26 protein-coding genes are annotated in these 26,652 nt (G+C 70.9%); 12 read left to right on the forward strand and 14 right to left on the reverse strand.

The genetic code is table 11. The features are described from left to right. Nucleotide 1: 1 nt before the first annotated feature. Together PHA84_RS06315 and PHA84_RS06320 are read right to left on the reverse strand one after the other, a co-directional pair. Entirely contained in the window at nt 2-1,015 is a 1,014-nt protein-coding gene (locus tag PHA84_RS06315) for an ATP-binding cassette domain-containing protein (RefSeq protein WP_270887253.1), read from the reverse strand. Nucleotides 1,016-1,140: 125 nt separating this feature from the next. After that, nucleotides 1,141-1,785, reverse strand: coding sequence for a PadR family transcriptional regulator (locus tag PHA84_RS06320; protein WP_270887254.1), 645 nt, complete (start codon nt 1,783-1,785; stop codon nt 1,141-1,143). A 34-nt stretch (nt 1,786-1,819) separates the two neighbouring features. Here PHA84_RS06320 and PHA84_RS06325 point away from each other — a divergent pair, with 34 nt between their 5' ends. Next, nucleotides 1,820-2,647 (forward strand): Fpg/Nei family DNA glycosylase, encoded by an 828-nt coding sequence (locus PHA84_RS06325; RefSeq protein ID WP_270887255.1) that lies wholly within the window; start codon nt 1,820-1,822, stop codon nt 2,645-2,647. A gap of 469 nt (nt 2,648-3,116) precedes the next feature. After that, nucleotides 3,117-3,782 carry a slipin family protein gene (locus PHA84_RS06330; protein WP_270887256.1) on the forward strand — a complete coding sequence of 222 codons (666 nt, stop codon included), beginning with the start codon at nt 3,117-3,119 and terminating at the stop codon, nt 3,780-3,782. Nucleotides 3,783-3,860: 78 nt separating this feature from the next. Here PHA84_RS06330 and PHA84_RS06335 read toward each other — a convergent pair whose 3' ends face one another. The 5 genes from PHA84_RS06335 to PHA84_RS06355 are packed head-to-tail and all read right to left on the reverse strand — an operon-like array spanning nt 3,861 to nt 8,815. Further along, nucleotides 3,861-4,961 carry a vWA domain-containing protein gene (locus PHA84_RS06335; protein ID WP_270887257.1) on the reverse strand — a complete coding sequence of 367 codons (1,101 nt, stop codon included), beginning with the start codon at nt 4,959-4,961 and terminating at the stop codon, nt 3,861-3,863. Nucleotides 4,962-4,963: 2 nt separating this feature from the next. Further along, nucleotides 4,964-5,956 carry a vWA domain-containing protein gene (locus PHA84_RS06340; protein ID WP_270887258.1) on the reverse strand — a complete coding sequence of 331 codons (993 nt, stop codon included), beginning with the start codon at nt 5,954-5,956 and terminating at the stop codon, nt 4,964-4,966. Then, nucleotides 5,953-6,867: a DUF58 domain-containing protein gene (locus PHA84_RS06345; protein WP_270887259.1), complete on the reverse strand. Its 915-nt coding sequence runs from the start codon at nt 6,865-6,867 to the stop codon at nt 5,953-5,955. Before PHA84_RS06345 ends, PHA84_RS06340 begins: the two co-directional genes overlap by 4 nt. Continuing rightward, nucleotides 6,846-7,880: an AAA family ATPase gene (locus PHA84_RS06350; RefSeq protein WP_270887260.1), complete on the reverse strand. Its 1,035-nt coding sequence runs from the start codon at nt 7,878-7,880 to the stop codon at nt 6,846-6,848. Before PHA84_RS06350 ends, PHA84_RS06345 begins: the two co-directional genes overlap by 22 nt. A 41-nt stretch (nt 7,881-7,921) precedes the next feature. Further along, complete coding sequence (locus PHA84_RS06355; RefSeq protein WP_270887261.1) at nt 7,922-8,815, reverse strand: S1C family serine protease; 894 nt, start codon at nt 8,813-8,815, stop codon at nt 7,922-7,924. 101 nt (nt 8,816-8,916) lie between these two features. Between PHA84_RS06355 and paaK the strand changes: the two genes are divergently transcribed. The 5 genes from paaK (at nt 8,917) to PHA84_RS06380 (ending at nt 15,633) form a co-directional block, all read left to right on the forward strand. Further along, nucleotides 8,917-10,257, forward strand: a complete 1,341-nt coding sequence (gene paaK, locus PHA84_RS06360) for a phenylacetate--CoA ligase PaaK (protein WP_270887262.1) — start codon at nt 8,917-8,919, stop codon at nt 10,255-10,257. A 78-nt stretch (nt 10,258-10,335) separates the two neighbouring features. Further along, nucleotides 10,336-10,848, forward strand: coding sequence for a hypothetical protein (locus PHA84_RS06365; protein WP_270887263.1), 513 nt, complete (start codon nt 10,336-10,338; stop codon nt 10,846-10,848). Nucleotides 10,849-11,103: 255 nt separating this feature from the next. After that, nucleotides 11,104-13,617, forward strand: a complete 2,514-nt coding sequence (locus PHA84_RS06370) for an ATP-dependent Clp protease ATP-binding subunit (RefSeq protein ID WP_270887264.1) — start codon at nt 11,104-11,106, stop codon at nt 13,615-13,617. A gap of 329 nt (nt 13,618-13,946) precedes the next feature. After that, a complete protein-coding gene (locus PHA84_RS06375) occupies nt 13,947-15,101 on the forward strand; it encodes an LCP family protein (protein ID WP_270887265.1) in 1,155 nt (384 codons plus the stop codon). Beyond that, entirely contained in the window at nt 15,091-15,633 is a 543-nt protein-coding gene (locus PHA84_RS06380; RefSeq protein ID WP_270887266.1) for an amino-acid N-acetyltransferase, read from the forward strand. Before PHA84_RS06375 ends, PHA84_RS06380 begins: the two co-directional genes overlap by 11 nt. On the opposite strand, the gene PHA84_RS06385 is transcribed toward PHA84_RS06380, so the two are convergent. The 7 genes from PHA84_RS06385 to PHA84_RS06415 form a co-directional block, all read right to left on the reverse strand. Then, nucleotides 15,630-17,111, reverse strand: coding sequence for an MFS transporter (locus PHA84_RS06385; protein ID WP_270887267.1), 1,482 nt, complete (start codon nt 17,109-17,111; stop codon nt 15,630-15,632). The two genes, PHA84_RS06380 and PHA84_RS06385, sit on opposite strands and share 4 nt — an antisense overlap. Then, on the reverse strand, nt 17,108-18,016 hold the full coding sequence (locus PHA84_RS06390; RefSeq protein ID WP_270887268.1) for an A/G-specific adenine glycosylase: 909 nt from the start codon (nt 18,014-18,016) through the stop codon (nt 17,108-17,110). The genes PHA84_RS06385 and PHA84_RS06390 overlap by 4 nt, the downstream gene beginning before the upstream one ends. Continuing rightward, a complete protein-coding gene (gene disA / locus PHA84_RS06395; protein ID WP_270887269.1) occupies nt 18,013-19,089 on the reverse strand; it encodes a DNA integrity scanning diadenylate cyclase DisA in 1,077 nt (358 codons plus the stop codon). Before disA ends, PHA84_RS06390 begins: the two co-directional genes overlap by 4 nt. Nucleotides 19,090-19,133: 44 nt before the next feature. Beyond that, nucleotides 19,134-20,534, reverse strand: coding sequence for a DNA repair protein RadA (radA, locus tag PHA84_RS06400; protein ID WP_270887270.1), 1,401 nt, complete (start codon nt 20,532-20,534; stop codon nt 19,134-19,136). 101 nt (nt 20,535-20,635) lie between these two features. Next, entirely contained in the window at nt 20,636-21,061 is a 426-nt protein-coding gene (locus PHA84_RS06405; protein ID WP_270887271.1) for an SRPBCC family protein, read from the reverse strand. An 82-nt stretch (nt 21,062-21,143) separates the two neighbouring features. Further along, on the reverse strand, nt 21,144-21,833 hold the full coding sequence (locus PHA84_RS06410; protein ID WP_270887272.1) for a class I SAM-dependent methyltransferase: 690 nt from the start codon (nt 21,831-21,833) through the stop codon (nt 21,144-21,146). Next, complete coding sequence (locus PHA84_RS06415; RefSeq protein ID WP_270887273.1) at nt 21,830-22,639, reverse strand: hypothetical protein; 810 nt, start codon at nt 22,637-22,639, stop codon at nt 21,830-21,832. The genes PHA84_RS06410 and PHA84_RS06415 overlap by 4 nt, the downstream gene beginning before the upstream one ends. Nucleotides 22,640-22,779: 140 nt before the next feature. Here PHA84_RS06415 and PHA84_RS06420 point away from each other — a divergent pair, with 140 nt between their 5' ends. The 5 genes from PHA84_RS06420 (at nt 22,780) to PHA84_RS06440 (ending at nt 26,645) form a co-directional block, all read left to right on the forward strand. After that, nucleotides 22,780-23,706, forward strand: a complete 927-nt coding sequence (locus tag PHA84_RS06420; protein WP_270887274.1) for a Ppx/GppA phosphatase family protein — start codon at nt 22,780-22,782, stop codon at nt 23,704-23,706. A gap of 42 nt (nt 23,707-23,748) precedes the next feature. Beyond that, the gene (locus PHA84_RS06425; RefSeq protein WP_270887275.1) at nt 23,749-24,567 is read left to right on the forward strand and encodes a sugar phosphate isomerase/epimerase family protein; all 819 of its coding nucleotides are present in this window, start codon (nt 23,749-23,751) and stop codon (nt 24,565-24,567) included. Continuing rightward, nucleotides 24,564-25,157 carry a TetR/AcrR family transcriptional regulator gene (locus PHA84_RS06430; protein ID WP_270887276.1) on the forward strand — a complete coding sequence of 198 codons (594 nt, stop codon included), beginning with the start codon at nt 24,564-24,566 and terminating at the stop codon, nt 25,155-25,157. Before PHA84_RS06425 ends, PHA84_RS06430 begins: the two co-directional genes overlap by 4 nt. Nucleotides 25,158-25,230: 73 nt before the next feature. Beyond that, nucleotides 25,231-25,533 carry an ArsR/SmtB family transcription factor gene (locus PHA84_RS06435; RefSeq protein WP_270887277.1) on the forward strand — a complete coding sequence of 101 codons (303 nt, stop codon included), beginning with the start codon at nt 25,231-25,233 and terminating at the stop codon, nt 25,531-25,533. A 128-nt stretch (nt 25,534-25,661) separates the two neighbouring features. Next, a complete protein-coding gene (locus PHA84_RS06440; protein ID WP_270887278.1) occupies nt 25,662-26,645 on the forward strand; it encodes a TIGR03086 family metal-binding protein in 984 nt (327 codons plus the stop codon). Nucleotides 26,646-26,652: the final 7 nt, after the last annotated feature.

The following is a 26,652-nucleotide window of genomic DNA, read 5'->3' on the forward strand; positions in this document are numbered from 1 at the left end:
GTCAGCTCTCCTTCGCGGTCGTGGTGTCGGTGGTCTCCGCCGCGTCGCGCAGCGAGCGCCCGGTCAGGGTCAGGAACACGTCGTCGAGGGTCGGTCGGTGCACCTCGATCGACTCCAGCGAGATGTCAGCGTCGTGCAGGTCACGCAGTAGCCCCGGGACGGCCTTGCCGGCGCGCTGGACCCGTCCGCGGACGTGGTTGCCTTCGCTCTCCACTCCCTGCATCCCGTGCCGGGCGGTCTCCGAGATCGCCTCCAGCCGACCTGCCGCCTGGGTGACGAGATCGGGGTCGGAGACCTCCAGGTCCACCAGGTCCCCGGACACCTGCGCCTTCAGGTTGTCCGAGGTGTCGGCGGCCACGATCCTGCTGTGGTCGATGATGAGGATCCGGTCGCTGAGCGCGTCAGCCTCGTCGAGGTAGTGCGTCGTGAGGAACACCGTCGCCCCACGCCGTCGCCGAAGGTCGGCGATGTGCTCCCAGAGGTTGGCCCGCGCCTGGGGGTCGAGCCCGGTGGTGGGCTCGTCCAGGAACACCAGCCTGGGCTCGTGGATGAGCCCCATGACGATGTCGAGCCGGCGGCGCTGCCCGCCCGACATGTTCTTGGGCATCCTCGTCCAGAGGCCGTCCAGGTCGAGCTGCGCGAACAGCTCCTGGCCCCGGGCGGCCGCGTCCGCCTGGCGCATCCCGTAGAGCATCCCGTGGTCCACGACCTCGTCGCCGGCCCGGGCACCGCTGAAGGCGCCACCCGCCTGGGAGACGTACCCGATGCTGCGGCGCACGTTCTCCGACTCTGTCACCACGTCGTAGCCGGCCACCGTCGCGCTCCCCTCGGTCGGGCGCAGCAGCGTGGTCAGCATGCGCAGCGTCGTGGTCTTGCCCGCGCCGTTGGGGCCGAGGAACCCCACGACCTCGCCCTCCGCGACGTCCAGGTCGACTCCGTCGACGGCCCGCACCTGGGCCTTCTTCCTGCCGTCCCGTGTCTGGAACGTCTGCACCAGACCCCGTGCGTGGATCATTCCCGTCTCCCTCGGCTCAGCGGTGTTCAAGCTTGAACAGCCAAGTGTTCAACATTGAACACCAAGTCGTCAAACCATCTCCAGGTGGTTCACCCGAGAAGGTAGACCCGAGCACCGACAGAACCTCATCGGTGGCGGGCGATCAGCTCCGCGTAGCGCTGTCGCTCGCCGGCCATCTGCCAGCCCGGGTCCTGCGCCGGGGGCTGCCACGTCATCGGCTCGCCGCGCAGCTCGAAGGCACCCGCGGCGACGCGGCCAAGGAGGTCCACCAGCCACTCGCGCTCCGTGGACCCCAAGCCCATCCACAGGTCGGCCATCGCGCGAACGTGCGGTGGCACGGTCTCCAGCTGTGACTCCTGCGCCAGCTGCTCGCGGATCCTGACGTCGATGCGGGCCAGCCGGCTGCGCAGCCCCTGCACGACGTCGGCTCGCGCCATGAGCGGCATGAGGGCCAACGCCGTGTGGAAGGGCAGCGGGGAGAGCAGGTCCACTGACTCCACTGCCGCCCGCCACAGCCGCTCGAACTCACGGCGGCCGCTGGCGGTACTGGTGTAGACGGCCACCTCCCGGCTGCCGTCGACCAGGTCATGGCGTTCGAGGTTGCCCTGCCTGGCAAGGGTGCTGAGACCGGAGTAGATGGAGCCGGGGTTGACGTGCGCCCAGTCCTCCACCTGCCACGAGAGCAGCTCACGGCGCAGCTGGTATCCGTTGACGGGCTCGAAGAGCATGACGGTGCCGAGGAGAAGCAGTCGCGTCTCGGTGGCCGCCATGTCGTGCAGTGTAGGTCTGACCCATGATGGGGCCATGCCCGAAGGCCATACCCTCTTCGCGCTCGCCCGCGACCTGGACGCGGCGTTCCGCGACACCACGCCGGTCGCCACCAGCCCGCAGGGCCGGTTCGAGGCCGGCGCGGCGCTGATCTCGGAGCGCACGTTCCTGCACGCGACCTCCTGGGGCAAGCACCTCTTCGCCGAGTTCGAGGGTGACGCCTGGCTGCATGTGCACCTCGGCCTCATCGGCACCTTCACCATCGACGACCGGCCGTATGTGGGGGAGCTCCCGGTGGTGGGGCAGGTCCGTCTTCGACTGGCCACCGCTGAGCATGTGGCGGATCTGAGGGGCCCCAACCTGTGCGCGGTCATCTCGCCCGAGCAGGTCGAGTCGGTGCGCTCCCGCCTCGGCCCCGACCCGCTGCGGCCGGACCCCGACCCCGAGCTCGGGTGGCGGAAGATCTCGCGCAGCGCGAAGTCCATTGCCGAGCTCCTCATGGACCAGGCGGTCCTGGCCGGGGTGGGCAACGTGTACCGCAGTGAGGTGCTGTTCCGGCAGCGGGTGGACCCCTTCCGGCCGGGCCGCGAGCTCCGGCGCACCACCTGGGACGCCATCTGGCTGGACCTCGTCGAGCTTCTACCACTGGGGGTGGCGACAGGCAGGATCGTCACGGTGGCAGAGCAGGTCGAGCAGGTGCGCCGTGACCTGCGCCGCGGTCAGGTCGACCGGCTCGAAGAGCGAACCTCCTACGTGTACAAGAGACAGGGCGAGCCCTGTCGGGTCTGCGGCTCACGGATCCGCACGCAGGTGGTGGCAGGCCGCAACCTCTTCTGGTGCGGACGGTGCCAGCGGCGGCGCTGACGGCGTCCCGGGACCACTGAGCCGGAACCCCTGACCCGGGAGCCAGGGCGCCCGACCCCGCACCCCGGGCCCCGGACCCCGGACCCCCGACCCCGGACCAGCGTTCGAGCGATCCCTCCCGCGACCACGGCGCCCGAAAATCGCTTGAGGAGACGTGTCGGCTGAGGCACAGTGGACGGCGGACACGGTGGGGCGAGCAGCAGACGTGGCGTGCCACGTCGGTCCTGCGGGTCGGCCTCGTCGAAGGATCCATCTGCCTGTCAAGCAGATCCGGCATCACGGTGTCTCACGACACCTACGAGGTTCAACTCCTCGAGACGGTGTCGTCGGCCAGGGTCTCGGCGTCAGCCCTGCGGTCCCGACCCTCGGGACCCCGCTGGCGCCGTTGCCTGGCCGACGGCATCCCGTGCAAAGCCGCGCCCGACCGTCCGCCAGATGTCCGACCGATGCAGCCGAAGGAGGTTGCCCCATGGCCCTGTTCACCCTGACCGTCGACGCCCGCCAGTGCGTGCTGCGCTACCGTGACGGGCGCCTGCACGACGTGCTGGCCTCGGGCCGCCACCGCAGGATGCTGCGTTCGCGCCACGTCCGGGTCGACCTGCGTGAGGCAGTCCTGTCGCTGCCGACGCAGGAGCTGCCCACTGTGGACGCGGTGACCGTGAAGGTCACCGCGGCAGTCCGGTGGTCGGTACTGGACCCCGTCGCCTTCGTGGAGCGGTCCGCCGACCCACTGGCGATCGTGTACCTCGCGGCGCAGCTGGCGCTGCGTGAGGCGGTGTCGGTCCTGACGATCGAGCAGCTGCACGGTCGTGCGAGCCTGGCCCGCGAGCAGCTGACCGACGCGGTGGCCACTGCCGCGCAGAGCGTGGGGATCGGTGTCGCGGAGGTCGTCGTCAAGGACGTCATCCTGCCCGCCGACATCCGGCATGCCGCGGCGGAGCTCGTCACCGCAAGGCATCGAGGGGCGGCGCTGCTCGAGCAGGCCCGCGCAGAGACGGCCGCCCTTCGGTCCCTCGCGAACGGGGCGAAGCTGCTCGACGACCACCCGGCGCTGGCGCAGCTCCGTCTGGTCCAGGCCGCGCCCGCGGGCGCGCAGGTCGTCCTGCGGGTGGAGGCTCAGGACCCCACCGCCTGAGCGGTATGCCGCGTGGCCCAGCCACGCGGCATACCGCACCGCGTGGTGGCTGACCCCGGACCCAGGGCCCAGGGCCCGCTACAGCGGATGGGCCGTGAACCTGCGCGCGAGACCCACACTGCCCAGCAGCAGGAGCGCGCCCAGCGCGGCGAACGCGACGCTGATCTCGACCTCCCGGTCCTGGACGTCCACATGCTTGGGCAGGTCGGCGAGGACCCCCTGAAGCTGGTCGGCGTCGCTGGCCTTGAAGTACTCCCCACCGGTCGTCTCGGCCACGGTCTTCAGGGCAGCTTCGTCCACCACGAGGAAGTTGCGGCCTCCCGGCCCGAGCCCGCCCGCGAAGCCGCCGGGCGGCCCGTCGAACAGGCCGCCGCCGAGCTGGTCCCTGGTGCACACCATCTGCGTCGGCTCCGTCGTGCCGAAGCCGATGGGGTACACCCGGACCCCACGGGCAGCGGCCTGCCGAGCGGCATCCTCAGGTGAGATGCCGCGCGTGTTCGCGCCGTCGGTGAGCAGCACGACGATCTCCGGCGCGACCTTGCCGGGCTGGGGCGCCGGCCCACCGGGGGCGCTTCCACCGGGCGGCGTGGTGGGGGTGTCCGGCGTGGTGGCGCTCGAGTCTGCCGGTGCGACGTCCGGGTTGATCTCGGCGATGGCGTCGATGGACTTGAGGATGGCTGCGCCGATCGTGGTGCCGCGCCCCGTGGTGAGGCCGTCGACGGCACGTCGGAGCTCGTCGTGGTCCGTCGTGGGGGCGACCGCCACCTGCGCGAAGCCGGAGAACACCACGAGTCCGATCCGGGTCCGGCCGTCCTGGCCGTCGATGAACCGGCGGACCGCCTCCTGAGCAGCCGCCAGCCGGTTGGGGCTGACGTCCGTCGAGCACATGGACCCGGAGACGTCCACGGCGAGGATGACCGCCGAGCTGGCGACCGGGACCTGCGCCCGGACCTGCGGCCGGGCACTCCCGAGGCTGAGCAGGGCCAGGCTGGCGACGAGCAGGGCCAGCGGCACATGCCGCCGCCAAGCTGGTTGGCGAGGCAGTGCCAGCCGGATCAGGGAGACGCTGGAGAAGACCACCGCCTGCCGTCGCCGGCGCCGCAGCTGCCAGAGGTAGGCCCCGACCAGAAGGGGGACCGCCAGCAGGCCCAGCAGCGCGTAGGGCAGGGCGAACGACACGGCTACACCACCCGACCCGAGCGGGTGACGGACCACCCTGCAGCGAGCAGCACCAGCAGCGCGGCCGCGGCAGCGAACCAGGAGGTGATCTCGCGCCTCTGCGTCCTCGTGGTCCAGGCCAGGTGGATGGAGCCGTACACCTTCGCGAGCGCGCCCGCGTCAGCGGCGGCGTGGTAGGAGCCCTCTGTCGTGGCCGCGATCTGCTTGAGCGCTGCCTCGTCCAGAGCGGTGGAGATCTGGAAGCCGTCCACCTGCAGCACTGTTCCGGCCGCGCTGCCGAGCCCGATGGGGTAGACGCGGACGCCGGCGGCTGACGCGAGCTGGGCGACCTCCTGCGGGTCGGGGTCCGTGGTGTTCTCGCCGTCCGACAGCAGGACGATGACCGAGGAGCCGTAGTAGCCGATCTGGGGGCCTTCGCTGTCCGGCTGCCCGGAACCGCCCTCAAGCGTGAGGGGCTTCCCCGCGATGGCGCTGAGCGCCGTGACGAGGCCGCGGCCGAGCGCCGTTCCGCCCTGGGGGGCCAGCCGGTCGATGGCGGCCAGCACCGGTCCCCGCTCCGTCGTCGGCTGCTGTGCTACCACGGCACTGTCCCCGAAGGCGACGACGCCGAGGCGGATCGAGCTCGGCTGTCGCAGGACGAAGGCCCGGGCCGCCTTCTTCGCCGCCTCGAGCCGGGTGGGCGCGAGGTCCTTGGCGGCCATGCTCGTCGAGACGTCGAACGCGAGGATGACGGTTCCCTCCCGTCGCGGTTCGGCGACCGACGCGGAGGGCCGGCCCAGGGCCACCAGGAGCACTGTCAGCGCCGCAAGCAGCAGGAGCGGTCCTGCGTGGGAGAGCCGGCCGGCTGCCGCAGGTCGGACGGACGCGGGGACCAGGCCCAGGGCCGCGAGCTCGGCACGACGCCGGGCGCGCCGACGTAGGTCCCTGCGGTAGGCGAGGACCAGGAGCGGCACTGCAGCAAGGGTGACGAGCATCCACGGCCAGGCGAAGGTCATCGGCGCCTCCGACGCCGAAGCTCGGAGATGCGGGCGAGCGCACGGACCAGGTCGTCGTCCGTGGACACCGTGTGGACCTCAGTGCCGGACCTGCGGCACGCCTGGACCAGCTGGTTCTGTCGCTCCTGCGCGGCCTCCTTGAGTCTGCGACGGAAGACGGCGTCGTCGCTGTCGACGAAGATCTGCTCGCCGGTCTCGGCGTCCTCGACATAGATCATTCCGACGGCCGGGAGCTCGGACTCCCGCGGGTCGAGGACCTGGATCGCCACGACGTCGTGGCGGCGGGTCAGCAGGGCGAGCGGTCTCTCCCAGCCCGGCACGGTGATGAAGTCGGAGACGATGACGACGAGGCAGCGTCGCCTGGCCACTCCCAGCGCGGCCCTCAGGAGCACGCCGAGGTCCGTGGTGGTGCGTCGGGCGTCCTTGGCCGGCGGCCGCAGCAGCGCCTGCGCGATCCGGAGCACGTGCCTGCGTCCCTGTCCGGGCGGGATGGTCTGGACCGAGCCGTCGAAGAGCACCGCACCCACGCGGTTGCCGCCCCGGACGAGGATGTGCGCGAGCGTCGTCGCGACCTCCGCGAGGACCCAGGACTTCTGCCGGTCCACCGGCCCGAACCCCATCGAGGCGGAGCGGTCCAGGAGCAGCCAGGCCGTCACCTCCCGGTCCTCGACGTACTCGCGCACGTACGCCGTGTCCATCCGGGCGGTCACGTTCCAGTCGATGTGCCGCAGGTCGTCGCCGGGCTCGTACTCGCGCAGGTCGGTGAAGTCGACGCCGGCGCCTCGGAAGAGCGTCCGGTAGTCGCCTTGGAGCAGTCCGTCCAGGCGTCGCACGACCCGCCACTCGAGCCGTCGCAGGAGGCTCTCCGGGGTCAGCGTGGGGTGCTGGCTCAGCGTGGGCTGCTGGTCCACGGGGCCTCGCTCTGCTGGGCCCGACGCTCGCGCAGCGGTACGTCGGGCATCGTCACGGCTTCCACGACCGGACCGAGCACGCCGTCGGCGTCGACGCCCTCCGCGAGCGCCTCGTAGGACAGGACCAGCCTGTGCCGCATCACATCGAGCGCCAGGTCGCGGATGTCCTGCGGACGGGCGAAGTCGCGGCCGCGCAGGAACGCCAGGGCCTTCCCCGCGAGGACGAGGTTGATCGAGGCTCTGGGGCTCGCGCCGAAGGTGACGAAGCGCGCGAGGTCGGGCAGCCCGGCCGAGCCCGGCTGGCGCGTGGCGCCTGCCAGCCGGACGGCGTACTCGATCACCGCGGGGTCGACGTAGACCCCGTCCGCCTTCCTCTGCAGCTGCACCAGCTGCTCCGGGTCGAGCACCCGCTGGGTGGCCTCGAGGGGCGTCGTCATGCGTTCCACGACGACGTACTCCTCCGAGGGCGTCGGATACCCGACCAGCGTCTTGAGCATGAAGCGGTCCACCTGCGCCTCCGGCAGCGCGTAGGTGCCCTCAGACTCGATGGGGTTCTGCGTGGCCATCACGAGGAACGGCTCGGGGGCGCGGAACGTCTCGCGTCCGATGGTGACCTGTCGCTCCTGCATGACCTCGAGCAGGGCGCTCTGCACCTTGGCGGGAGCCCGGTTGATCTCGTCCGCCAGCACGAGGTTCGCGAAGACGGGGCCCAGCGACACCTGGAACTCGCCGTCCCGCTGGTTGTAGATCCTCGTGCCGATCACGTCGGCCGGCACGAGGTCCGGCGTGAACTGGATCCGCTGGAACTGGCCACCGATGGCCTGCGCCAGCGTCTTGACCGCCATGGTCTTGGCCAGCCCCGGCACTCCTTCCACGAGCAGGTGGCCGCGCGCGAGCAGGGCGACGAGCATCCGCTCGAGCAGCACGTCCTGGCCGACGATCGTCTTCTTGACCTCGTAGAGTGCCTGTTCCAAGGGGTGCTGGCGGCCCGGCTCGGGACGGTGCGGCTCCATGGGCTCTCCTTCGCGTACGACGGCTGGATGGGGACGCGCGGCTACTGCGGCGGGCTGCCGGCGACGCCACCGGCGGTGGCGATGGGGACGGCAAAACCGATGCCGACGAAGAAGGACTGCTCGGAGGGGTTGGCCAGGCCGGTGACGATGCCGATGACCTGGCCGTCCCGGTTCAGCAGGGGGCCACCGGAGCTGCCCGGGTTCACCGCCGCGTCGAACTGGATGAGGCCCTTGAGGGTCCGGCCGGCTTCGACCCGTACGGACCGGTCGAGAGCCGAGACGACACCCGCGGTGAGTGACTGGGCCAGCCCTAGCGGGTGGCCGAGGGCGAAGACCGGATCGCCGACCCGCGCTCCACCGCCCAGTACGGCCGGCACCACCACCTGCGGAAGGGTGGCGGGCGTCAGGACTGCGATGTCGCTGTCGCGCTCCTGCTTTGCGACGGTGGCGGAGGACTCGGTGCCGTCGGCGAAGGTCACGCGAATGGTGCTCGCGCCGTCGACGACGTGCAGCGCCGTAAGCACGTCGCCCTTGGCGCTGACGACCACCCCGGCCCCCGTGCCACGCTGGTCACCGGCACTGCTGGTGCGCTGCGTCACCACGGTCACCAGCGACGGCTGTGCGGTCTTGAAGGCCACCGCCGCGTCAGGAGGTGCCTGCCTGGCGTCCTTCTTCGCTTGGTCGAGCCCCTGCTGGACCGAGCGGTTGACGTCGGCGGCGGTCACCGGCGGCGTGCCCGGAGCGCGGGTCAGCACCACGGCCGCGAGCGCGAGTGCCAGCAGAGCCCCCACCGCTGGGACCAGCCATCGTGCGGGGGGCCGGCGTCGAGGTCGTGCGGGGGGCCGGCGTCGAGGTGCGGGCGACGCATCGCCGAGGTCCGCGTCGTCCGCCCCCGGCGGTGCGTCGACGACCGTACGAGCGGCCAGGCGGTCCACCTTTGCGAGCGTACGTCCGATCGGCAGACAGCGAAACGCGAGATCCGCATTCACCGAGAACTCCCAGGAACCCGCCCGGCACCGGTCGTAGATTGACGGCCATGCACAACACGGACGCCGGTGTGGAAGGGAACGACGTCGCGGCGGCGGGCCAGGTCTTCGCAGCGGACAGGGTCGTCGCAACCGTCGAGGAGCTACGGACGCTCCAGCTGGACCGGATGCGCTGGAGTCTCGGGCACGCGTACGACAATGTGCCGCACTATCGAACGGCTTTCGACTCCGCGGGTGTCCGGGTGGAGGACCTGCGCGAGCTCGCGGACCTCGCCCGGTTCCCTTTCACCACCAAGGCGGACCTGCGGGAGAGCTACCCCTTCGGGATGTTCGCCGTGCCACGCGAGGAGGTCGTCCGCATCCACGCCTCGAGCGGGACGACGGGAAAGCCCACGGTCGTGGGATACACCCGCGATGACATCGACATGTGGGCGACCGTCATGGCGCGCTCCATCCACGCGGCCGGGGGGCGCCGCGGCGACCTGCTGCACGTGGTCTACGGCTATGGCCTGTTCACCGGCGGCCTCGGCGCGCACTACGGCGCCGAGCGCCTCGGCTGCACTGTGGTACCTGTGAGCGGAGGGATGACGGCGCGCCAGGTCCAGCTCATCCAGGACTTCCGGCCGCGGGTCATCATGGTGACGCCGTCCTACTTCCTGGCCATCCTCGACGAGATGGAGGCGCAGGGCGTCGACCCCAAGGAGACCCCCCTCGAGATCGGCATCTTCGGGGCCGAGCCCTGGACCGAGCCGATGAGGCAGGAGGTGCAGCGCCGCAGCAACATCCGGGCCGTCGACATCTACGGGCTGTCCGAGGTGATCGGGCCCGGGGTGTCCCAGGAGTCCGGGGACACCCAGGACGGGCTGCACCTATGGGAGGACCACTTCTACCCCGAGGTCGTCGACCCGATCACCGGCGAGGTGCTCCCCGACGGCCAGGAGGGCGAGCTCGTGCTCACGTCCCTCACCAAGCAGGCCCTGCCGGTCGTGCGGTACCGGACGAGGGACCTCACGACCCTGCAGCCTGGGACGGCGTACCCGCAGTTCCGCCGGATGGCGAAGATCACCGGCCGCAGCGACGACATGATGATCGTCCGGGGCGTCAACGTGTTTCCATCACAGATCGAGGAGCACCTGCTCGCCGTCGAGGGGCTGGCCCCGCACTACCTCTGCGTGCTCACCCGCCCGGGCCGGATGGACGAGCTGACGGTGCAGGTCGAGGCGGCTTCGGCCCACGCCGGCGAGGCCGAGCGCGCGGCGATGGCCATGAAGCTGCGTGGGCGGGTCAAGGAGAGGGTCGGGGTGACGATCGAGGTGGAGGTCGTTGCTCCGCACAGCCTCGAGCGCTCACTCGGCAAGGCCAAGCGGATCAGCGACCAGCGGCCCCGCTGAAGGGCTCCGCCTCCCTTGTTCGCTGTCAGCGGACGCCTGGGCCTTCCGCCGGACTTGCAAGCGAGTAATCATCATTACATGACTACACGGACAACAGCGGAGGCGTGGCTGGCCGGTCGCCTCCCCACTGACTGGTTCACCGGCCCCGTCGAGGTCACCCGTGACCGCGACGAGCTGCTCATCATGGGCACTCTCGCCGAGCCGGAGCTGGAGGGGGACGCCGACGACACCGAGCGCACGATCGCGGCGCGCGGTCGCGCGAAGTCCTTCCGCGAGGAGACCCGGGAGCGGCGGATCGAGATCGCCAGGGAGCTGGAGCACCTCAGCGGCAAGAAGGTGAGCTGGGGCGTGCGCGTGGGTCCGACGGAGGTCCTCTTCACCCATCTCGCCGCTCCGGTCATGACCCGCCTGCGCCAGCCGGAGCGCCGGGTGCTGGACACCCTCGTCGAGGCCGGCGTGGCCAAGTCCCGCTCCGAAGCGCTCGCCTGGTGTGTCCGCCTGGTCGGGGAGAAGTCGGACAGCTGGCTCGCGGAGCTGCGGCAGGCGATGGAGCAGGTGGACGAGGTCCGCAAGAAGGGGCCGGGCGCCTGAGGCCGACCGGAGGCGCGTGACGCCACCGCGACGTGGGTATGCCTGGGGTGAGGGCGCTCCTGTCCGCTCAGGGCGAACATGAGCGCACTCGGCTCAGGGCGGGGAACAGGGCGCGCACCCCCCGCGTTCCTTCCCACGAGTCGTGTAACGGGTCCGGATAGCGTCCCGATCGGGTATCGGTCGGCGGAAGGCGTACTCCGGCGTCGTACAGCACGGATAGCATCGAGATGATCTCGATTAGGCAGGAGCAGAGAGATGTTTGAACGGTTCACCGACCGAGCCCGTCGGGTGGTCGTGCTTGCGCAGGAGGAAGCGCGCATGCTCAACCACAACTACATCGGCACGGAGCACATCCTGCTCGGCCTCATCCACGAGGGTGAAGGCGTCGCCTCCAAGGCTCTGGAGAGCCTCGGGATCTCGCTGGAGTCAGTCCGCGAGCAGGTTCAGGAGATCATCGGCCAGGGCCAGCAGGCGCCCAGCGGCCACATTCCCTTCACGCCCCGGGCGAAGAAGGTCCTCGAGCTCAGCCTGCGCGAAGCGCTGCAGCTGGGCCACAACTACATCGGCACCGAGCACATCCTGCTCGGCCTGATCCGCGAGGGGGAGGGCGTCGCAGCCCAGGTCCTCGTGAAGCTCGGGGCCGACCTCAACCGCGTGCGCCAGCAGGTGATCCAGCTGATCTCCGGCTACCAGGGCAAGGAGGGCCAGTCCTCCGGTGTCGGCGCCGGGACGCAGCAGGAGGGCACCCCGGCCGGGTCGCTCGTCCTGGACCAGTTCGGCCGGAACCTGACGATGGCGGCCCGCGAGGGCAAGCTCGACCCCGTCATCGGCAGGGAGAAGGAGATCGAGCGGGTCATGCAGGTGCTGTCCCGCCGCACGAAGAACAACCCCGTGCTGATCGGTGAGCCCGGCGTGGGTAAGACGGCCGTGGTCGAGGGCCTCGCACAGGACATCGTCAAGGGCGAGGTCCCGGAGACGCTGAAGGACAAGCAGCTCTACACCCTCGACCTCGGCGCGCTCGTGGCCGGGAGCCGCTACCGCGGCGACTTCGAGGAGCGGCTGAAGAAGGTGCTCAAGGAGATCCGCACACGTGGCGACATCATCCTGTTCATCGACGAGATCCACACGCTCGTCGGTGCCGGGGCGGCCGAGGGTGCCATCGACGCCGCGAGCATTCTGAAGCCCATGCTGGCCCGTGGTGAGCTTCAGACCATCGGTGCCACCACGCTCGACGAGTACCGCAAGCACATCGAGAAGGACTCCGCCCTCGAGCGGCGCTTCCAGCCCATCCAGGTGGCAGAGCCGACGCTCAGCCACGCCATCGAGATCCTCAAGGGCCTGCGCGACCGGTACGAGGCGCACCACCGCGTCTCGATCACCGACGCTGCGCTGGTGAGCGCGGCGAACCTCGCCGACCGGTACATCAACGACCGCTTCCTGCCAGACAAGGCCATCGACCTCATCGACGAGGCCGGCGCACGCTTGCGCATCCGCCGGATGACGGCGCCGCCGGACCTGCGCGAGTTCGACGACAAGATCGCGGCCGTGCGGCTTGAGAAGGAGTCGGCCATCGACGGCCAGGACTTCGAGAAGGCCGCTCACCTGCGCGACGACGAGAAGAAGCTGCTCGCCCGCAAGGCCGAGCGGGAGTCGCAGTGGAAGTCCGGCGACATGGACGTCGTGGCCGAGGTGGACGAGGAGCTGATCGCCGAGGTGCTCGCCGCCTCGACGGGCATCCCGGTGTTCAAGCTGACCGAGGAGGAGTCCAGCAGACTGCTCCACATGGAGGACGAGCTGCACAAGCGGATCGTCGGCATGGACGACGCCATCAAGGCGCTGTCGCAGGCGATCCGGCGTACCCGCGCCGGCCTGAAGGACCCGCGCCGTCCGGGTGGCTCCTTCATCTTCGCCGGTCCGACCGGTGTCGGTAAGACCGAGCTGGCCAAGACGCTGGCCGAGTTCCTCTTCGGTGACGAGGACAGCCTGATCCAGCTGGACATGTCCGAGTTCTCCGAGAAGCACACCGTGTCGCGGCTGTTCGGTTCGCCCCCCGGCTACGTCGGGTACGAGGAGGGTGGCCAGCTCACCGAGAAGGTGCGCCGCAAGCCGTTCTCGGTGGTGTTGTTCGACGAGGTGGAGAAGGCGCACCCCGACATCTTCAACACACTGCTGCAGGTGCTCGAGGACGGCCGTCTCACCGACTCGCAGGGTCGGATGGTCGACTTCAAGAACACCGTGATCATCATGACGACCAACCTCGGAACGCGGGACATCTCCAGGGGCTCGCTCGGCTTCTCGGCCGGCGCGGACACCCGCAGCGACTATGAGCGGATGAAGAACAAGGTGACGGACGAGCTCAAGCAGCACTTCCGGCCCGAGTTCCTCAACCGTGTCGACGACACGATCGTCTTCCCCCAGCTCACGCAGGAGGAGATCGTGGCCATCGTCGACCTGGAGATCGCCAAGCTGGACAAGCGGCTCAAGGACAAGGACATGGGCATCGAGCTCACCATCGAGGCCAAGAACGCCCTGGCCAAGAAGGGCTACGACCCGGTCCTCGGCGCTCGTCCGCTGCGCCGGACGATCCAGCGCGAGATCGAGGACGTCCTGTCCGAGAAGATCCTGTACGGCGAGCTGAAGGCCGGCGAGCTCGTGCTCGTCAACTCCGACGGCGAGGGCAAGTCGTCGACGTTCACGTTCACCGGCACCCCTCACCCGGGCAGCATCGAGCTTCCCGTCGTGGAGACGGTGGGCGACTCGGCAGAGTGACCGGCGGGCTGGGCCGCGCCTGACCTCGCGGTCCACCTCGTCCCAGGATCGAAGGGAGGCACCCCATCCGGTGCCTCCCTTCGTCGTCTCGCGGGCGGCACCGTGACGGGCCGCACCGTGACGGGCCGCACCGTGACGAGGGGCACCGTGACGAGGGGCACCGTGACGAGGGGCACCGTGACGAGGGGCACCGTGACGGGCGGGCAGCGTGACTGGGGGACCGGTCACGAGCGCACCGTGGCAGGGGAGCGGGGCTGTGGGGCGAACGGGGCACACCGGGACCACGTGGCGCCACGGCCAGGGGCGTGCGGCGCCGTACCCTTGGGGCCGTGCGCCCCCCCTTCCTGCACCGCCGTTCCGTGCTCCTCGGGATGTTCGCCGCACCCTTCGGGCTCGCGGCCTGCTCGACGGACAAGCCCCGTCCCGGAGTCTCGGGCACCGCGACGAAGGGCGGCCCGGCCCCGGCCCGGGTCCAGGGGCCGGGACTGCCGGCCGACCTCCTCGACGTCATGACGACCCTCTACCGGGGTGGCACGGTGCCGGCAGAGCGCGGTGTGAAGGCCGCACTGTCCGCCCGGAAGACGGTGCGCGGTCCCGTGAGACTGACTGGCACGACCGGGACCTGGAAGTCGTCGAGGATCGCCACGGTGGTCCATGACAAGGACGTCACGCTGCTCGTGAAGGACAAGAGGTGGACTGTCGTCGGGGGGTGGTGGCCCTCCTTGAAGGTCGCCCGTCCAGCGTTCAGGACGATGCGGGTGCTCGCCATCGGCTCGGATGCGCGCAACCCGCAGCCGGTCGAGAAGTGCCGCGGGGACGCCCTGCACATCGTCGGGGTCGATGCGAAGGGTGTAGGAGGGATCGTCGGCATCCCGCGGGACTCGTGGGTCGCCATGCCGGGCGGTAGCACGGCGAAGATCAACGCCGCGCTGGTCCTCGGCGGTGCTCGGGGTCAGGTCGCCGCCGTGTCGCAGGCGAGCGGGGTGCCGATCGACGGCTACGTCATCACCGGTTTCAAGGGCTTCCGCGCCATGGTGAGCAGCCTGGGTGGGATCGTCTTCGTCGCGAACCGCGCCATTCGCAGCGTCGAGGGGTTCCAGATCGTCAAGCCGGGTACCAACAGGCTGGACGCCAAGCACGCTCTGGCCTTGGCGCGCGAGCGCAAGCACCTCTCGAACGGGGACTTCGGGCGGTCGGCCAACCAGGGGGCCATCATCAAGGCGGGGATGGTCATGGCCCAGAAGCTGGGACCGGCCAGGCTCGCGAGTCTGCTGACGCGGATGAGCCCGTACCTGGCCACCGACCTGACTGTCGCCGAGGTCCTGAACCTCTGCGCCAGCCTCTACCTCAGCGATGCGGCGCGCGTTCGGAACACCGTGGTTCCCGGCTCACTCGCCACCCGCGACCGCCAGTCCGTGGTGCTGCTCGGCGCCGCGGCGCGCTCGACCTTCCGCGACATCCGGGACGGCCGGCTTGGCACCTGACGGCTCGGCAGCACAGGCGCCCTCGGGGCCGCAGCAGCGGCTCACCGTCCGAGGTGCCCGGACCAGGGACATCCGCACGATCCGGGAGATCGTCCGCCCCCTCGCAGACTCGGGGGTGCTCGTCTCCAAGGACGCCGTCACCTACTACGAGGCGCTGCAGCAGTTCAGGGTCGCAGCTCTGGACGGGGTCGTCGTGGGCTGCGGTGCGCTACACGTCATGTGGGAGGACCTCGCCGAGATCCGGACCCTTGCTGTCCGCCCCGAGGCCAAGGGCCACGGGGTGGGCTCGCTTCTCCTTCGCACACTGGTCGACGACGCGCGCGAGCTTGGCGTCGGGCGGCTGTTCTGTCTCACCTTCGAGGTGGACTTCTTCGCGCGGCACGGCTTCTCGGTGATCGAGGGTCAGGCGGTGTCCCCGGAGGTGTATGTCGAGCTGGTGCGCTCCTACGACGAGGGCGTGGCGGAGTTCCTGGACCTTGAGCGGGTCAAGCCGAACACGCTCGGCAACACCAGGATGCTGCGAACCCTCTAGAGCGACGTGCGGGCTGTCCGGCCCGAGACCCGGATCCGCACGGTGGCGGCCAGGACCAGGACGAGCACCGCCGAGATCACCCCGAAGCCCAACCGCGGCTCGAGGGGCAGCGCGATGCCGATACCGCCCCCGACGACCCACGCGACCTGAAGGACCGTCTCGGACCAGGCGAACACCCGGGTGCGCACCACCTCGTCGATGTCGCGCTGGACCACTGCGTCGCTGCCGAGCTTGACGAGCTGGGCGGCCAGGCCGGCCAGGAGGCCCAGCACGAGCAGCGTCGTGAGGGAGTAGAGGAGAGCGGCCAGCAAGGCGGCCACCACGTCGGCGATCAGAGCCGCAGCGATGATGAGGTCGGGGCGCAGCCGTCGCAGGGCGTTGCCGATGACCGTTCCCAACGCGTTTCCGGTTCCCGCGGCTCCGACGACGAGCGCGAGGACGAGAGTCCCGCTGTGTCCCGGGAGTGGGTTCTCGCGCATCAGGAAGGCCATGAAGAGGGTCAGGAACCCGGTCAGGAGGCGCGCGCCCATGGCACTGCAGAGGGCGGTCAGCACAGGCACCGGCAGGGCCGCCACTGCGGCCCGCAGCCTTGCCAACGGGGTGCGTGAGTCCGCGGTCCGCGCAGGGGTCGAGGACGAGCCCGTCACGCCGAGGCCCCGCTCACCGGCGTTCGAGTCCACCCTGGCCGGGAGCCGGATGGCCAGCACGGTGGCGACGACGTAGACGAGGAAGGCGAGCCTCAAGGACCACTGCGGCCCGATGCGCGCGACGGCACCGGCCAGACCACCGCCGACGGCCATGCCGGCCACACCGGCCAGCGCGTTGCGCGAGTTGGCGTTGACGAGGCTGAACTCCGGTGGCAGCAGCCGTGGGACCGCCGAGGCTCGGGTCACCCCGTAGGCCTTGGAGGCCACCAGGCAGCCCAGGGCGGCCGGGAACAGCCACGGTGAGCCGGTCGCCACCGCTCCCGCCAGCACCCAGCAGAGGAAGGCTCGCAGGGCCAGCGTTGTCCCGATCGCCCATCGACGGCCGTGCCGGAACCTGTCGAGCAGTGGTCCGATGAACGGCGCGAGCAGCGCGAAGGGTGCCATGGTGAGCAGGAGGAACTGCGCCACCTGACCGCGCGCCTCGTCCGTCGGGATGGCGAAGATGGTGCCGGCGAGACTCACCGTGAGAGCGGCGTCCCCCATGAGGGCGACGAAGTGCAGCTCGACGATCCGTGCAAGGCCGCTCGCGCCCGCGCCCGCGGAGTGCGTGTAGGCCCGAGCACGCCGGGCCCCCGCCCGGCTTCCCCTCCCCGCCAGCCGGGCACTGAGGACGGTCCCATGGCCGATCACCCGTCCGGTCCGGGCCGCGCCGCGGCGAAGCGCACGGGCGGCTGCTCGTCTGCGGCTCCCGGACTCGATCCCCGAGGCATCGGCGCCACCGGCACCACCGGAAGGGCTCGCGCTGCCTGGCGTACGCCCGGGGGTCTTCATCGCCAGCCTGCCGCCCCCGCGCCCGGGAGGCCGAACCGGTCACCCGGCAGCGGTTCCACGAGGCCGTCCGAGACCAGCGAGTCCAGGCAACGCTCACGCTGCAGGTCGTTGGGGGACAGAGCCTCGAGGTCCGCCCGCGGCACGGGGTCCGTGCTGTCGCGCAGAAGCTGGAGCAGCGCTCCCCGCAGCTGCCGGTCGGTGCCGTGCCAGGCCTGGCCCCGGCGAGCCGGGCCCGCGTACGGTGGACGCCCGGCGAGGCGCCACGCACACTCACCGCGGATGGGGCAGTCGTCGCAGCGGGGGGCTCTAGCCGTGCACACCAGCGCGCCGAGCTCCATCGTCGCCACACTCCACGTACGAGCCCGGTCCGGCTCCTCGGGAACCAGGGAGGACGCCAGGGCCAGCTCGACACGCGTGGGGGAGGGGGGAGCGTGCTCTTCGCCGCCCACCGCCCGGGCGAGGACCCGCCGCACGTTCGTGTCGACGACGGTCGTCCGGTGACCGTAGGCGAAAGTGGCTACGGCTGCCGCGGTGTAGGCGCCCACCCCTGCGAGGGAGAGCAGGTCCTCCTCGTTCGAGGGAACCTGGCCGTCGTGCTCAGCGGCGATAGTGATGGCCGCGGCGTGCAGCCGGAGCGCTCGCCGCGGATAGCCGAGCCGCCCCCACGCCCGAACCGCCTCCCCCGGCGGTTCCTTCGCGAGGTCGACCGGCGTGGGCCACCGGCCCAGCCACTCGAGCCACACCGGCAGCACGCGCGCGACAGGCGTCTGCTGGAGCATCACCTCGGAGACGAGGATGCCCCATGGCGAGGCTTCGGGGCTACGCCAGGGAAGGTCGCGGGCGGCATGGGAGTACCACTCCAGCACGCGCGCGTGCAGGCGCTCGGGACCGGCGCCGACGCTCACACGTAACGTTCGAGGATGCTGGACTCGGCCAGGCGGGACAGGCCTTCGCGGACGGCGCGGGCGCGGCCCTCGCCGACCCCGTCGACATCCATGAGCTCCTCGAGGTTGGCCGCGAGCAGCTTCTGGAGGCTGCCGAAGTGTTCGACGAGGCGGTCGACGATGGCGCCCGGGAGGCGAGGCACCTTGCTCAGCAGGCGGTACCCGCATGGGCTGACCGCGGAGTCGAGCGCGTCTCCCCCGATCGCGAAGCCGACGGCTTTGGCGCCGGCCGAGAGGTCGAGGAGCTCGGTGGAGGTGAGCTCCTCCAGCGAGGCCATCGCGTGGTCAAGGGTGTAGGCCGCCTTGGTCAGCGGCAGGTAGTCGCGGATCACCAGCTCCCGGTCGTTCCCCAGGCCACCGGTCAGCTCCTCGAGCTGCAGCGTGAGCAGGCGACCGTCGACACCGAGCTCGACGACGTAGCCCGAGATCTCGTCGCGGATCCGCCGCACCATCTCCAGGCGCTGAAGCACGCTGGCGACGTCGCGCACGGTGACGAGGTCCTCGATCTCGAGCGCCGAGAGGGTGCCCGTGACCTCGTCGAGGCGGGCCTTGTAGCGCTCGAGGGTCTGCAGCGCCTGGTTGGCTCGCGAGAGGATGGCGCTGGAGTCCTCCAGGACATGCCGGCGCCCGTCGACGTACAGCGCGACGATGCGCATCGACTGGCTCACCGAGATCACCGGGTAGCCGGTCTGCTTCGCCACGCGCTCAGCGGTGCGGTGCCTGGTGCCCGACTCGCTGGTCTCGATGGACGGGTCGGGGACGAGCTGGGTCGCCGCGCGCAGGATGCGGGACGCCTCACGGTCGAGCACGATCCCGCCGTCCATCTTGGCCAGCTCACGCAGCCTCGTGGCCGAGAACTCCACGTCGAGTGGGAAGCCGCCGGTCGAAAGGCTCTCGACGGTGCGGTCGTGACCGAGCACGATGAGGGCACCGGTCCGCCCGCGAAGGATCCGCTCCAGGCCGTCGCGCAGCTCGGTGCCCGGGGCCACCGCTGCGAGGGTGGCGCGCAGCGCGTCGTCCTCGCGAAGTTCCACTGCTCAAACCCCTTGCTGCCCCGGCCTCGTTGGTTGGCGCGAGTCTAACCGCGGCCAGGGTGCAAAGCGGCTTCGACCGCGCTGCGGACATCGGGACATTCCACGACGTTCATTCCCTCGGGCGTCGGACCGCTTCCCAGTACACCGGCCGGGACGTACGCGGTGCGAAAACCCAGCCTGGCGGCCTCTCCCAACCGGCGTGGGATCCCGGTGACCGGTCGCAGCTCTCCGGCCAGACCGAGCTCGCCGAAGGCGACCGCGTGCTCGACTACCGGGCGGTCCGTGACGGCGCTGGCGATGGCCAGCGCCACTGCCAGGTCGGAGGCGGGCTCTGTCAGACGCACCCCTCCTACGGTGGACAGGTAGACGTCCGAGCTGCCGATGGGCGCACCCGCACGGCGCGCGAGGACGGCGATGATCATGGCGACCCGCGAGCTGTCCAGGCCGCTGGTCGCCCGCCGTGGCGTCGGGATCTCGCTCTTGGCCACCAGGGCCTGGACCTCCGTCATCAGCGGGCGGCGGCCCTCGAGGGTGACGGTGACGCACGTGCCCGGAACCGTCAGCGTCCCTCTGGACAGGAAGAGGCCGCTGGGGTCCGGAAGGCCGACGATTCCCACGTCGGAGAGGTCGAAGCAGCCGACCTCGTCCGTGGGGCCGTAGCGGTTCTTCACCGCCCGCACCAGCCTCAGCCGCGAGTGCCGGTCGCCCTCGAACTGGACGACCACGTCCACGAGGTGCTCGAGGACCCGAGGCCCGGCTATCGAGCCGTCCTTGGTCACATGCCCCACCAGCAGGACGGCGATGCCTCGCGACTTGGCGACCTGGATCAGCGAGGCGGCCACCTCGCGCACCTGGCTCACGTTTCCGGCAGCACCCTCGACCTCACCACTGGAAATGGTCTGGACGGAGTCGACCACGACGAGGTCTGGCTGGACCGCGTCGACCTGGCCGAGAACGGTGGCGAGGTCGGTCTCCGATGCCAGGAAGAGGGAGCTGGCCATCGCCTCGATCCGCTCGGCGCGCAGCCGCACCTGTGCCGCCGACTCCTCCCCGGTGACGTACAGCACCGTGCTGCCCTCGCCCGTGCTGCCCTCGCCCGTGCGGGCGGCGCGCGCGGCGACGTCGAGCAGCAGGGTGGACTTGCCGATGCCTGGCTCCCCCGCCACGAGTACGACGGCACCCGGGACCAGCCCGCCGCCGAGGACCCGGTCGAACTCGCCGACCCCTGTGCTGCGCGCCTCCGCGCGGCGGGCGTCCACCTGACCGATCGGGATGGCGGGCCGCTCGGCGCGGGCCGCAGCGGTCGTCCGGACGGTGACCGCCCCTACCTCGCTGACGCTGCCCCAGACCTGGCACTCCCCACAGCGACCCACCCACTTCGCCGTGGTCCAGCCGCACTCCGCGCAGCGGTACCCGGTCGTCTTGGTCGAGGTCTTCGCTGCCATGGCGGACAACCTACGTCGACCGACCGACAGCCCCCTGGTCGCCATGCGGCAGCTTCTGCGCAGGTCCGTCCTGTCAGGGCCTGGCGCGATGTGGTCTGAGCCTAGGCCTCCGCAACCTTCTTGAGCCCGTCGAGCATTCCCTGCCAGTTCTGCGAGAACTGGCGGGCCTGGGCCTCGTCGGCGCAGCCGTCCTGCGTGAGCCGCACCGTCGTCCCAGTACCGGAGGGCTCCAGCTCGTACCGCACTGTGTGGTAGTTCTCCGGAATGTCGTCCTGGCCCGTCAACGGGCTGTAGTGGGTGACCTCCAACAGCCGCCCGGGCTCCGCCTGCAGCACCTGGCCCTTGTCCTGGTACTCCCGTCCCTGCCACTCACCGCTCCAGGTGATGGTGCTGCCGGGACGCCAGTCGCTCTCCACCCTGCTGCCCATCATGTAGCTCGCCACCTGGTCCGGGTCGGTCAGGGCCTGCCAGACGCGGTCGGGGACCGCCTCGACCTGCGTCGTTGCGGTGGCTACGTGGCCCGTCATCGTCCTCACCTCCGGTGCCGTGCGGTCGCGAGGCCTCTGCGGCCCCTCCCTCACCCTGTCCCCCGGGCGCTGGAGTGTCCAGTCAGAACCGGCGCCACCACAGGTTGACCCCGTAGTCGACCCCGGTGCCCTCGTGCTCGGCCAGGATGCCTTCCGCGACGGTCTCCGGGAACTCGATCCGGACCACCTGTTCGAAGTCGTCGCGGCTGTCGAAGTCCCAGCGGATGGTGAGCGGCTCACGAGACCATCCCTGGCGGTGCCAGAACCGTTCCACGGCCAGCGCGTCGTACGTCGGGTTCGCCCTGGTGAACCAGCGACCGAAGAGCGAGCGCGTCGCGTCGTTGTCGACGACGAACGCCGTGCCACCCGGCCGCAGCACGCGCTCCAGCTCGGCCAGGCCCGGCTCGCTGCCTGCGCCGAAGAAGTATGCCCACCGGGCATGGACGATATCCGCGCAGTGGTCCCTCAGCGGCAGGGACTGCGCCATCGCCTCGTGGACGACGACCTGAGGCAGGTCGCGGACCCGGTCGCGCGCCAGGGAGACCAGCGGCGGGTGCGGCTCGACCCCCACGACGGACCGGCAACCCAGTTCCACGAAGCGCGGGAGATGGAAGCCCGTCCCGCAGCCGACGTCGACAAGGTCGGCACCCTCGAACGGGTGCAGCGTCTCCATCGCCGCCTCGACGACGTTCGCCCGGTCGACGCCCCGGTTCTCCACCTCGTACACATCCGGGGTGTCCCAGATGTTCGGGGAGGGCGTGGCCCCGCTCACAGGCGCTTGCGCGGGGCCTGCGCAGGTTGCGCAGCGAGCGTCGCGGGATGGACCAGCAAGGGAAGCAGCTTGCGGGAGTAGGCGTTCCGTGCCGCCTTGACGCTGGCTAGGTGGGCCTCGCAGCGCAGCTCCAGCTCCGCGTACGCGGCATCGCCCATCAGCTCCACCAGCTCGGCCCGGTTGCTGCGGTAGACGGGCTCGCGCCCCACATGCGCCTCCGGGTTGGACGAGCAGTACCAGTCGAGGTCGTGCCCACCCGGACCCCAGCCGCGACGGTCGTACTCCGTGATGGTCACCTCCTGCCACGACGACCCGTCCGGCATCTCGACCGTGCGGTACGTGCGCCGGATCGGCAGCTGCCAGCACACGTCCGGCTTCACCGTATGGGGTGCCTTGCCGGTGAGAATCGCGTGCTGGTGCAGGGCGCAGCCCGCGCCGGCGGGGAACCCCGGGCGGTTGAGGAAGATGCAGGCCCCGTCGACGACCCTCGTCTTGAGGGCGTCGTCCTCCGCCTCCGTCCAGGCGGACTTCTTGGTGGAGCCGGGGTGGTGCTGCCACTCGTCCTCGCCGAGGTCCAGGACGACGCGTGCGATGCGGTCGATGTCGTCCTGGTCGGTGAAGTGGGCTCCCAGTGTGCAGCAGCCGTCGTCCGGCCGGTCGGCGTAGATGCCCTGGCAGCCGTTGCCGAAGATGCACGTCCAGCTCGAGGTCAGCCAGGTGAGGTCCACGCGGAACCGCTGCCCCGGGTCGTCGGGGTCGGTGAACTCCACCCACAGCCGGGCCGTGTCGAGCGGGGTCTCAACCACGGACAAGACCTTACGTCCTGCTCTGGCAGACCCTGCAGAGACCCGCGTGCGCAAGACCCGCCACGGGTCATGGCGGCCGCGTGCCCCGGTCCGGTCCCACACCGGCCGGTCTGGTGCCCGGCAGCCGATACGGTCTCCCCATGCGCCTAGGGGTGGTCGACGTCGGCTCCAACACGGTGCACCTGCTCGTGGTCGACGCCCACTCCGGCGCACAGCCGCTGCCGGCCAGCTCGCACAAGATGGAGCTTCGCCTCTCCGAGCACGTCAGCGACGCCGGTGACATCGCACGGTCAGGGCAGGACGCGCTCAGCTGCTTCGTCACTGAGTGCCTCGGCGTGGCGGAGGACCAGGGCGTCGAGGAGCTGATGGCGTTCGCCACCAGCGCGATCCGCGAAGCGCCCAACGGTGAGGAGGTTCTCACCCGGGTCCGGCAGGACACCGGCGTCGCCCTCGAGGTCCTCTCCGGTGAGGAGGAGGCACGCCTGACCTTTCTGGCCGCGAGGCGCTGGTTCGGCTGGTCCAGCGGCACCCTGCTCGTGGTGGACATCGGCGGTGGCTCGCTCGAGCTGGCCGCCGGGATGGACGAGGACCCGGACGCGGCGGTGAGCCTGCCGCTGGGGGCCGGGCGGCTGACTCGCGACCTGCTGCACGGCGACCCGCCGGACCCCGAGGCGGTTCGGGCCGCACGCCGCGACATCAGGATGCGTCTGGCGGGAGCGGTACGACCCCTTGCCAAGGCCGGCGCGCCGGACCGCGCAGTGGGCACCTCCAAGACGATGCGATCGCTGGCCCGCGTCACCGGCGCAGCGCCGAGCAGTGACGGGCCGTACGCCGCGCGACGCCTGGAGCGGGCCGCGCTCGCCGACGTCGTGCGCCGGCTGGGCTCCATGTCCGTCAGCCGTCGTCGCACGCTCCCCGGGGTCTCCGCCGGTCGGGCGCCGCAGCTGCTGGCGGGGGCCCTCGTCGCAGAGGCCGCGATGGACCTACTGGAGGTGGACTCTCTGGATATCTGCCCGTGGGCGCTGCGCGAGGGGGTCATCCTGCGCCGGCTCGACACCCTGCGCTGACACCCGCCATACCTCGCCGGGCCGCCTGGGTAGGCTCGGAGCATGCCTTCGGCGGTCACGGTCCCCGGTGCCACCGTCGCGCTGTCCACCGCCTCGGTCTATCCGGAGAGCTGCGCCTCGGCCTTCGCGACCGCCGCCCGGCTGGGCTACGACGCCGTCGAGGTGATGGTCTGGACGGACCCGGTCTCACAGGAGGCCGGCGCCCTCGCGGCGCTCTCGGAGCTGCACGGCATCCCGATCGTGTCCGTGCACGCCCCGACCCTCCTGCTGACGCAGCGGATCTGGGGTCCCGACCCGTGGACCAAGGTGGACCGCTCGATCGGACTGGCGGAGGAGGTCGGCGCCTCGACAGTCGTCCTGCACCCGCCCTTTCGCTGGCAGCGGGACTACGCCAGGGACTTCGCCGAAGGCGTCGCCCTGCGCGAGCACGAGACGGGCGTGGCGCTCGCCGTGGAGAACATGTTCCCGTGGCGGGCGAGGCAGCGGGAGTTCGAGGCCTATCTGCCGCACTGGGACCCGGTCCCGCAGCCGTACGACAACGTGACGCTGGACCTGTCCCACACCGCGACGGCGGGCTCGGACGCGATGGAGATGGCCAGGGCCCTGGGGGCACGGCTGGCCCACGTGCACCTCGCCGACGGGCTCGGGTCCCTCAAGGACGAGCATCTCGTCCCCGGACGAGGAGCGCAGCCGTGCGGCGAGTTCCTCGAGCTGCTGGCCACGAACGGCTTCTCCGGGTCCGTGGTGGTGGAGGTGGGGACGCGCAAGCTGACTCCCCAGCTGCGTGAGCTGGACCTCGCCGAGTCACTGGCGTTCGCCCGGCTTCACCTTGCCGCCGTTTCGCCGCAGGGCGTCTCATGACGCCCAGGGGGAGGCGGCCGGGGGGCGTCGACACCAAGAAGGCGATCATCGAGGCGGCCAGGGCGGACTTCGCGGGCCAGGGGTACGACGCCACGTCGCTGCGTGGGATCGCCCGTCGCGCCGAGGTGGACCCCGCGCTCGTCCACCACTACTTCGGCGGCAAGGCCGAGCTCTTCGCTGCCGTCATGGACATCCCCGCGAACCCGGCCGAGCTCATCGCCGCCGTCGTGGCCGCTCCGCGTGACCAGGTCGGGGAGAACCTCGTCCTGGCGTTCCTGGCCGTCTGGGACTCCGCGGACGGGAAGCAGCGGTTCCAGGCGCTCATCCGGTCCGCGGTGACCCACGAGGAGGCCACCCGCATGCTGCGGGAGTTCCTCACCAGGGAGATCTTCGGGCGGGTGCTGCGGGCGCTGGCCGAGCCCGGGGAGCGGCCGGCGCACCTCGAGCTGCGCGCCGGCCTGGCCGCCTCGCAGATGGTCGGGCTCGCAGTGATGCGCTACATCGTCGAGTTCCCCGCCGTGGTGGACGCCAGCCATGAGGATCTGGCGACGCTGGTGGGTCCGACCATCCAGCGCTACCTCGCCCCCTGACCCGGTCTCCTGACGCAGGTTCCCACGCCGTCGCTGTTGACCAAATGCGTTAGCAGCGACTAACGTATCTCAGGTGACGGACGCCCTCAGCGCAGCTGCGGAGCCGAACCGGCGACGGATCCTGCAGCTGCTGGCCTCCGGACCTCGGTCGGTAACGGAGCTCGCTGAGGAGTTCCCTGTCACACGGTCGGCCATCTCCCAGCACCTGCTGGTGCTCTCAGAGGCCGGGCTCGTGGCCGCCCGCAAGGACGGGCGACAGCGCTTCTACAGCATCGTCCCGGGGGGAGTCGTCCGGCTCCGCGCCGAGATCGACCGCTTCTGGACCGACGAGCTGGACCTGCTCGTCGCCGACGCAGCGCGGCTCGCCCGTCGCTGACCCTCCACTGGTCCAACGCGTACCGCTCCAAGACCTACCGCTCCAACGCAGACCCGCTCAAGCGAGCACCCCTCCACCTCCATCCGACGCCACACCACCTCCATACGACCCCACCTCCGGAGAGCTCAATGACCACAGCAACCGTCACCGCGGAGAAGACCGCCTTCCTGCCCGTGTCACCCGACGAGGCCTTCGCGCTGGTGACCGAGCCTGAGAGGCTGCGCCGGTGGAAGGCCATCGCCTCGCGGGTCGACCTGCGTGCGGGCGGCGAGTACCGCTTCACGGTCGTGCCCGGACATGTGGCGCGCGGGACCTACCGCGAGGTCGTCCCCGGTGAGCGGATCGTCTTCGGCTGGGGATGGGAGGGGTCGCAGGACCTTGCACCCGACGCCTCGACGGTGACTGTCACGTTGGAGCCAGTCGAGGGCGGCACTCTGGTGCGGCTCGTCCACGAGGGGCTCACGCAAGAGCAGGCCGCCAGCCACCTCGAGGGCTGGAACCACTTCTTCGAGCGCTTGGAGCGAGCCGCCGCCGACGGGGACGCAGGGCCCGACGAGTGGTCCTGGGTTCCGCAGGGCCTGGACGAGCTCTCCAGCGCGGACGCAGCGCTGGCCGTCCTGCAGCGGGTGCTGACCGGCGTCACGGATGCCGACCGGGACAAACCCACCCCCTGCCGGGACTTCACCGTCCACCAGCTGGCCGAGCACCTCTTCGGGACCCTGGCCTTCGTCGGCGCGCTGGCGGGCGTCGAGGTGAGGCGGACGGCGCAGCCGTCACTGGAGTCGGCGGTCGCCGAGGTGGCCCAGCAGGTCAACGAGGCGTGGGCCGTTCGCGGTCTGCAGGGGATGGTGACTGCGGGGGAGACCGAGATGCCGGCGACCATGGCGGTGGGCATCCTCAACCTCGAGTACCTGCTCCACGGCTGGGACTTCGCCCGAGCCACCGGCCAAGAGCTGCGCGTCTCGGAAGAGGTCGCCCAGTACATCCACGACCTCGGGGAGCGGATCATCCCCGGAGCCAGGGCCGGGGGCTCGTTCGGTCCTGCGGTGGACATCGCGGACCGGGCGCCCGCCCTCGACCGCCTCGTCGCGCTGTCGGGCCGCACCACCTGAGAGGACA

Source organism: Pedococcus sp. 5OH_020 (assembly GCF_027812955.1).
Taxonomy (GTDB): Bacteria; Actinomycetota; Actinomycetes; order Actinomycetales; family Dermatophilaceae; genus Pedococcus.

Coding starts and splice junctions, on each gene's coding strand:
- PHA84_RS06315 (WP_270887253.1), bottom strand. CDS start 1,015: ATGATCCACGCACGGGGTCTGGTGCAGACGTTCCAGACACGGGACGGC.
- PHA84_RS06320 (WP_270887254.1), bottom strand. CDS start 1,785: ATGGCGGCCACCGAGACGCGACTGCTTCTCCTCGGCACCGTCATGCTC.
- PHA84_RS06325 (WP_270887255.1), top strand. CDS start 1,820: ATGCCCGAAGGCCATACCCTCTTCGCGCTCGCCCGCGACCTGGACGCG.
- PHA84_RS06330 (WP_270887256.1), top strand. CDS start 3,117: ATGGCCCTGTTCACCCTGACCGTCGACGCCCGCCAGTGCGTGCTGCGC.
- PHA84_RS06340 (WP_270887258.1), bottom strand. CDS start 5,956: ATGACCTTCGCCTGGCCGTGGATGCTCGTCACCCTTGCTGCAGTGCCG.
- PHA84_RS06350 (WP_270887260.1), bottom strand. CDS start 7,880: ATGGAGCCGCACCGTCCCGAGCCGGGCCGCCAGCACCCCTTGGAACAG.
- paaK (WP_270887262.1), top strand. CDS start 8,917: ATGCACAACACGGACGCCGGTGTGGAAGGGAACGACGTCGCGGCGGCG.
- PHA84_RS06365 (WP_270887263.1), top strand. CDS start 10,336: ATGACTACACGGACAACAGCGGAGGCGTGGCTGGCCGGTCGCCTCCCC.
- PHA84_RS06370 (WP_270887264.1), top strand. CDS start 11,104: ATGTTTGAACGGTTCACCGACCGAGCCCGTCGGGTGGTCGTGCTTGCG.
- PHA84_RS06385 (WP_270887267.1), bottom strand. CDS start 17,111: ATGAAGACCCCCGGGCGTACGCCAGGCAGCGCGAGCCCTTCCGGTGGT.
- radA (WP_270887270.1), bottom strand. CDS start 20,534: ATGGCAGCGAAGACCTCGACCAAGACGACCGGGTACCGCTGCGCGGAG.
- PHA84_RS06405 (WP_270887271.1), bottom strand. CDS start 21,061: ATGACGGGCCACGTAGCCACCGCAACGACGCAGGTCGAGGCGGTCCCC.
- PHA84_RS06420 (WP_270887274.1), top strand. CDS start 22,780: ATGCGCCTAGGGGTGGTCGACGTCGGCTCCAACACGGTGCACCTGCTC.
- PHA84_RS06425 (WP_270887275.1), top strand. CDS start 23,749: ATGCCTTCGGCGGTCACGGTCCCCGGTGCCACCGTCGCGCTGTCCACC.
- PHA84_RS06430 (WP_270887276.1), top strand. CDS start 24,564: ATGACGCCCAGGGGGAGGCGGCCGGGGGGCGTCGACACCAAGAAGGCG.
- PHA84_RS06440 (WP_270887278.1), top strand. CDS start 25,662: ATGACCACAGCAACCGTCACCGCGGAGAAGACCGCCTTCCTGCCCGTG.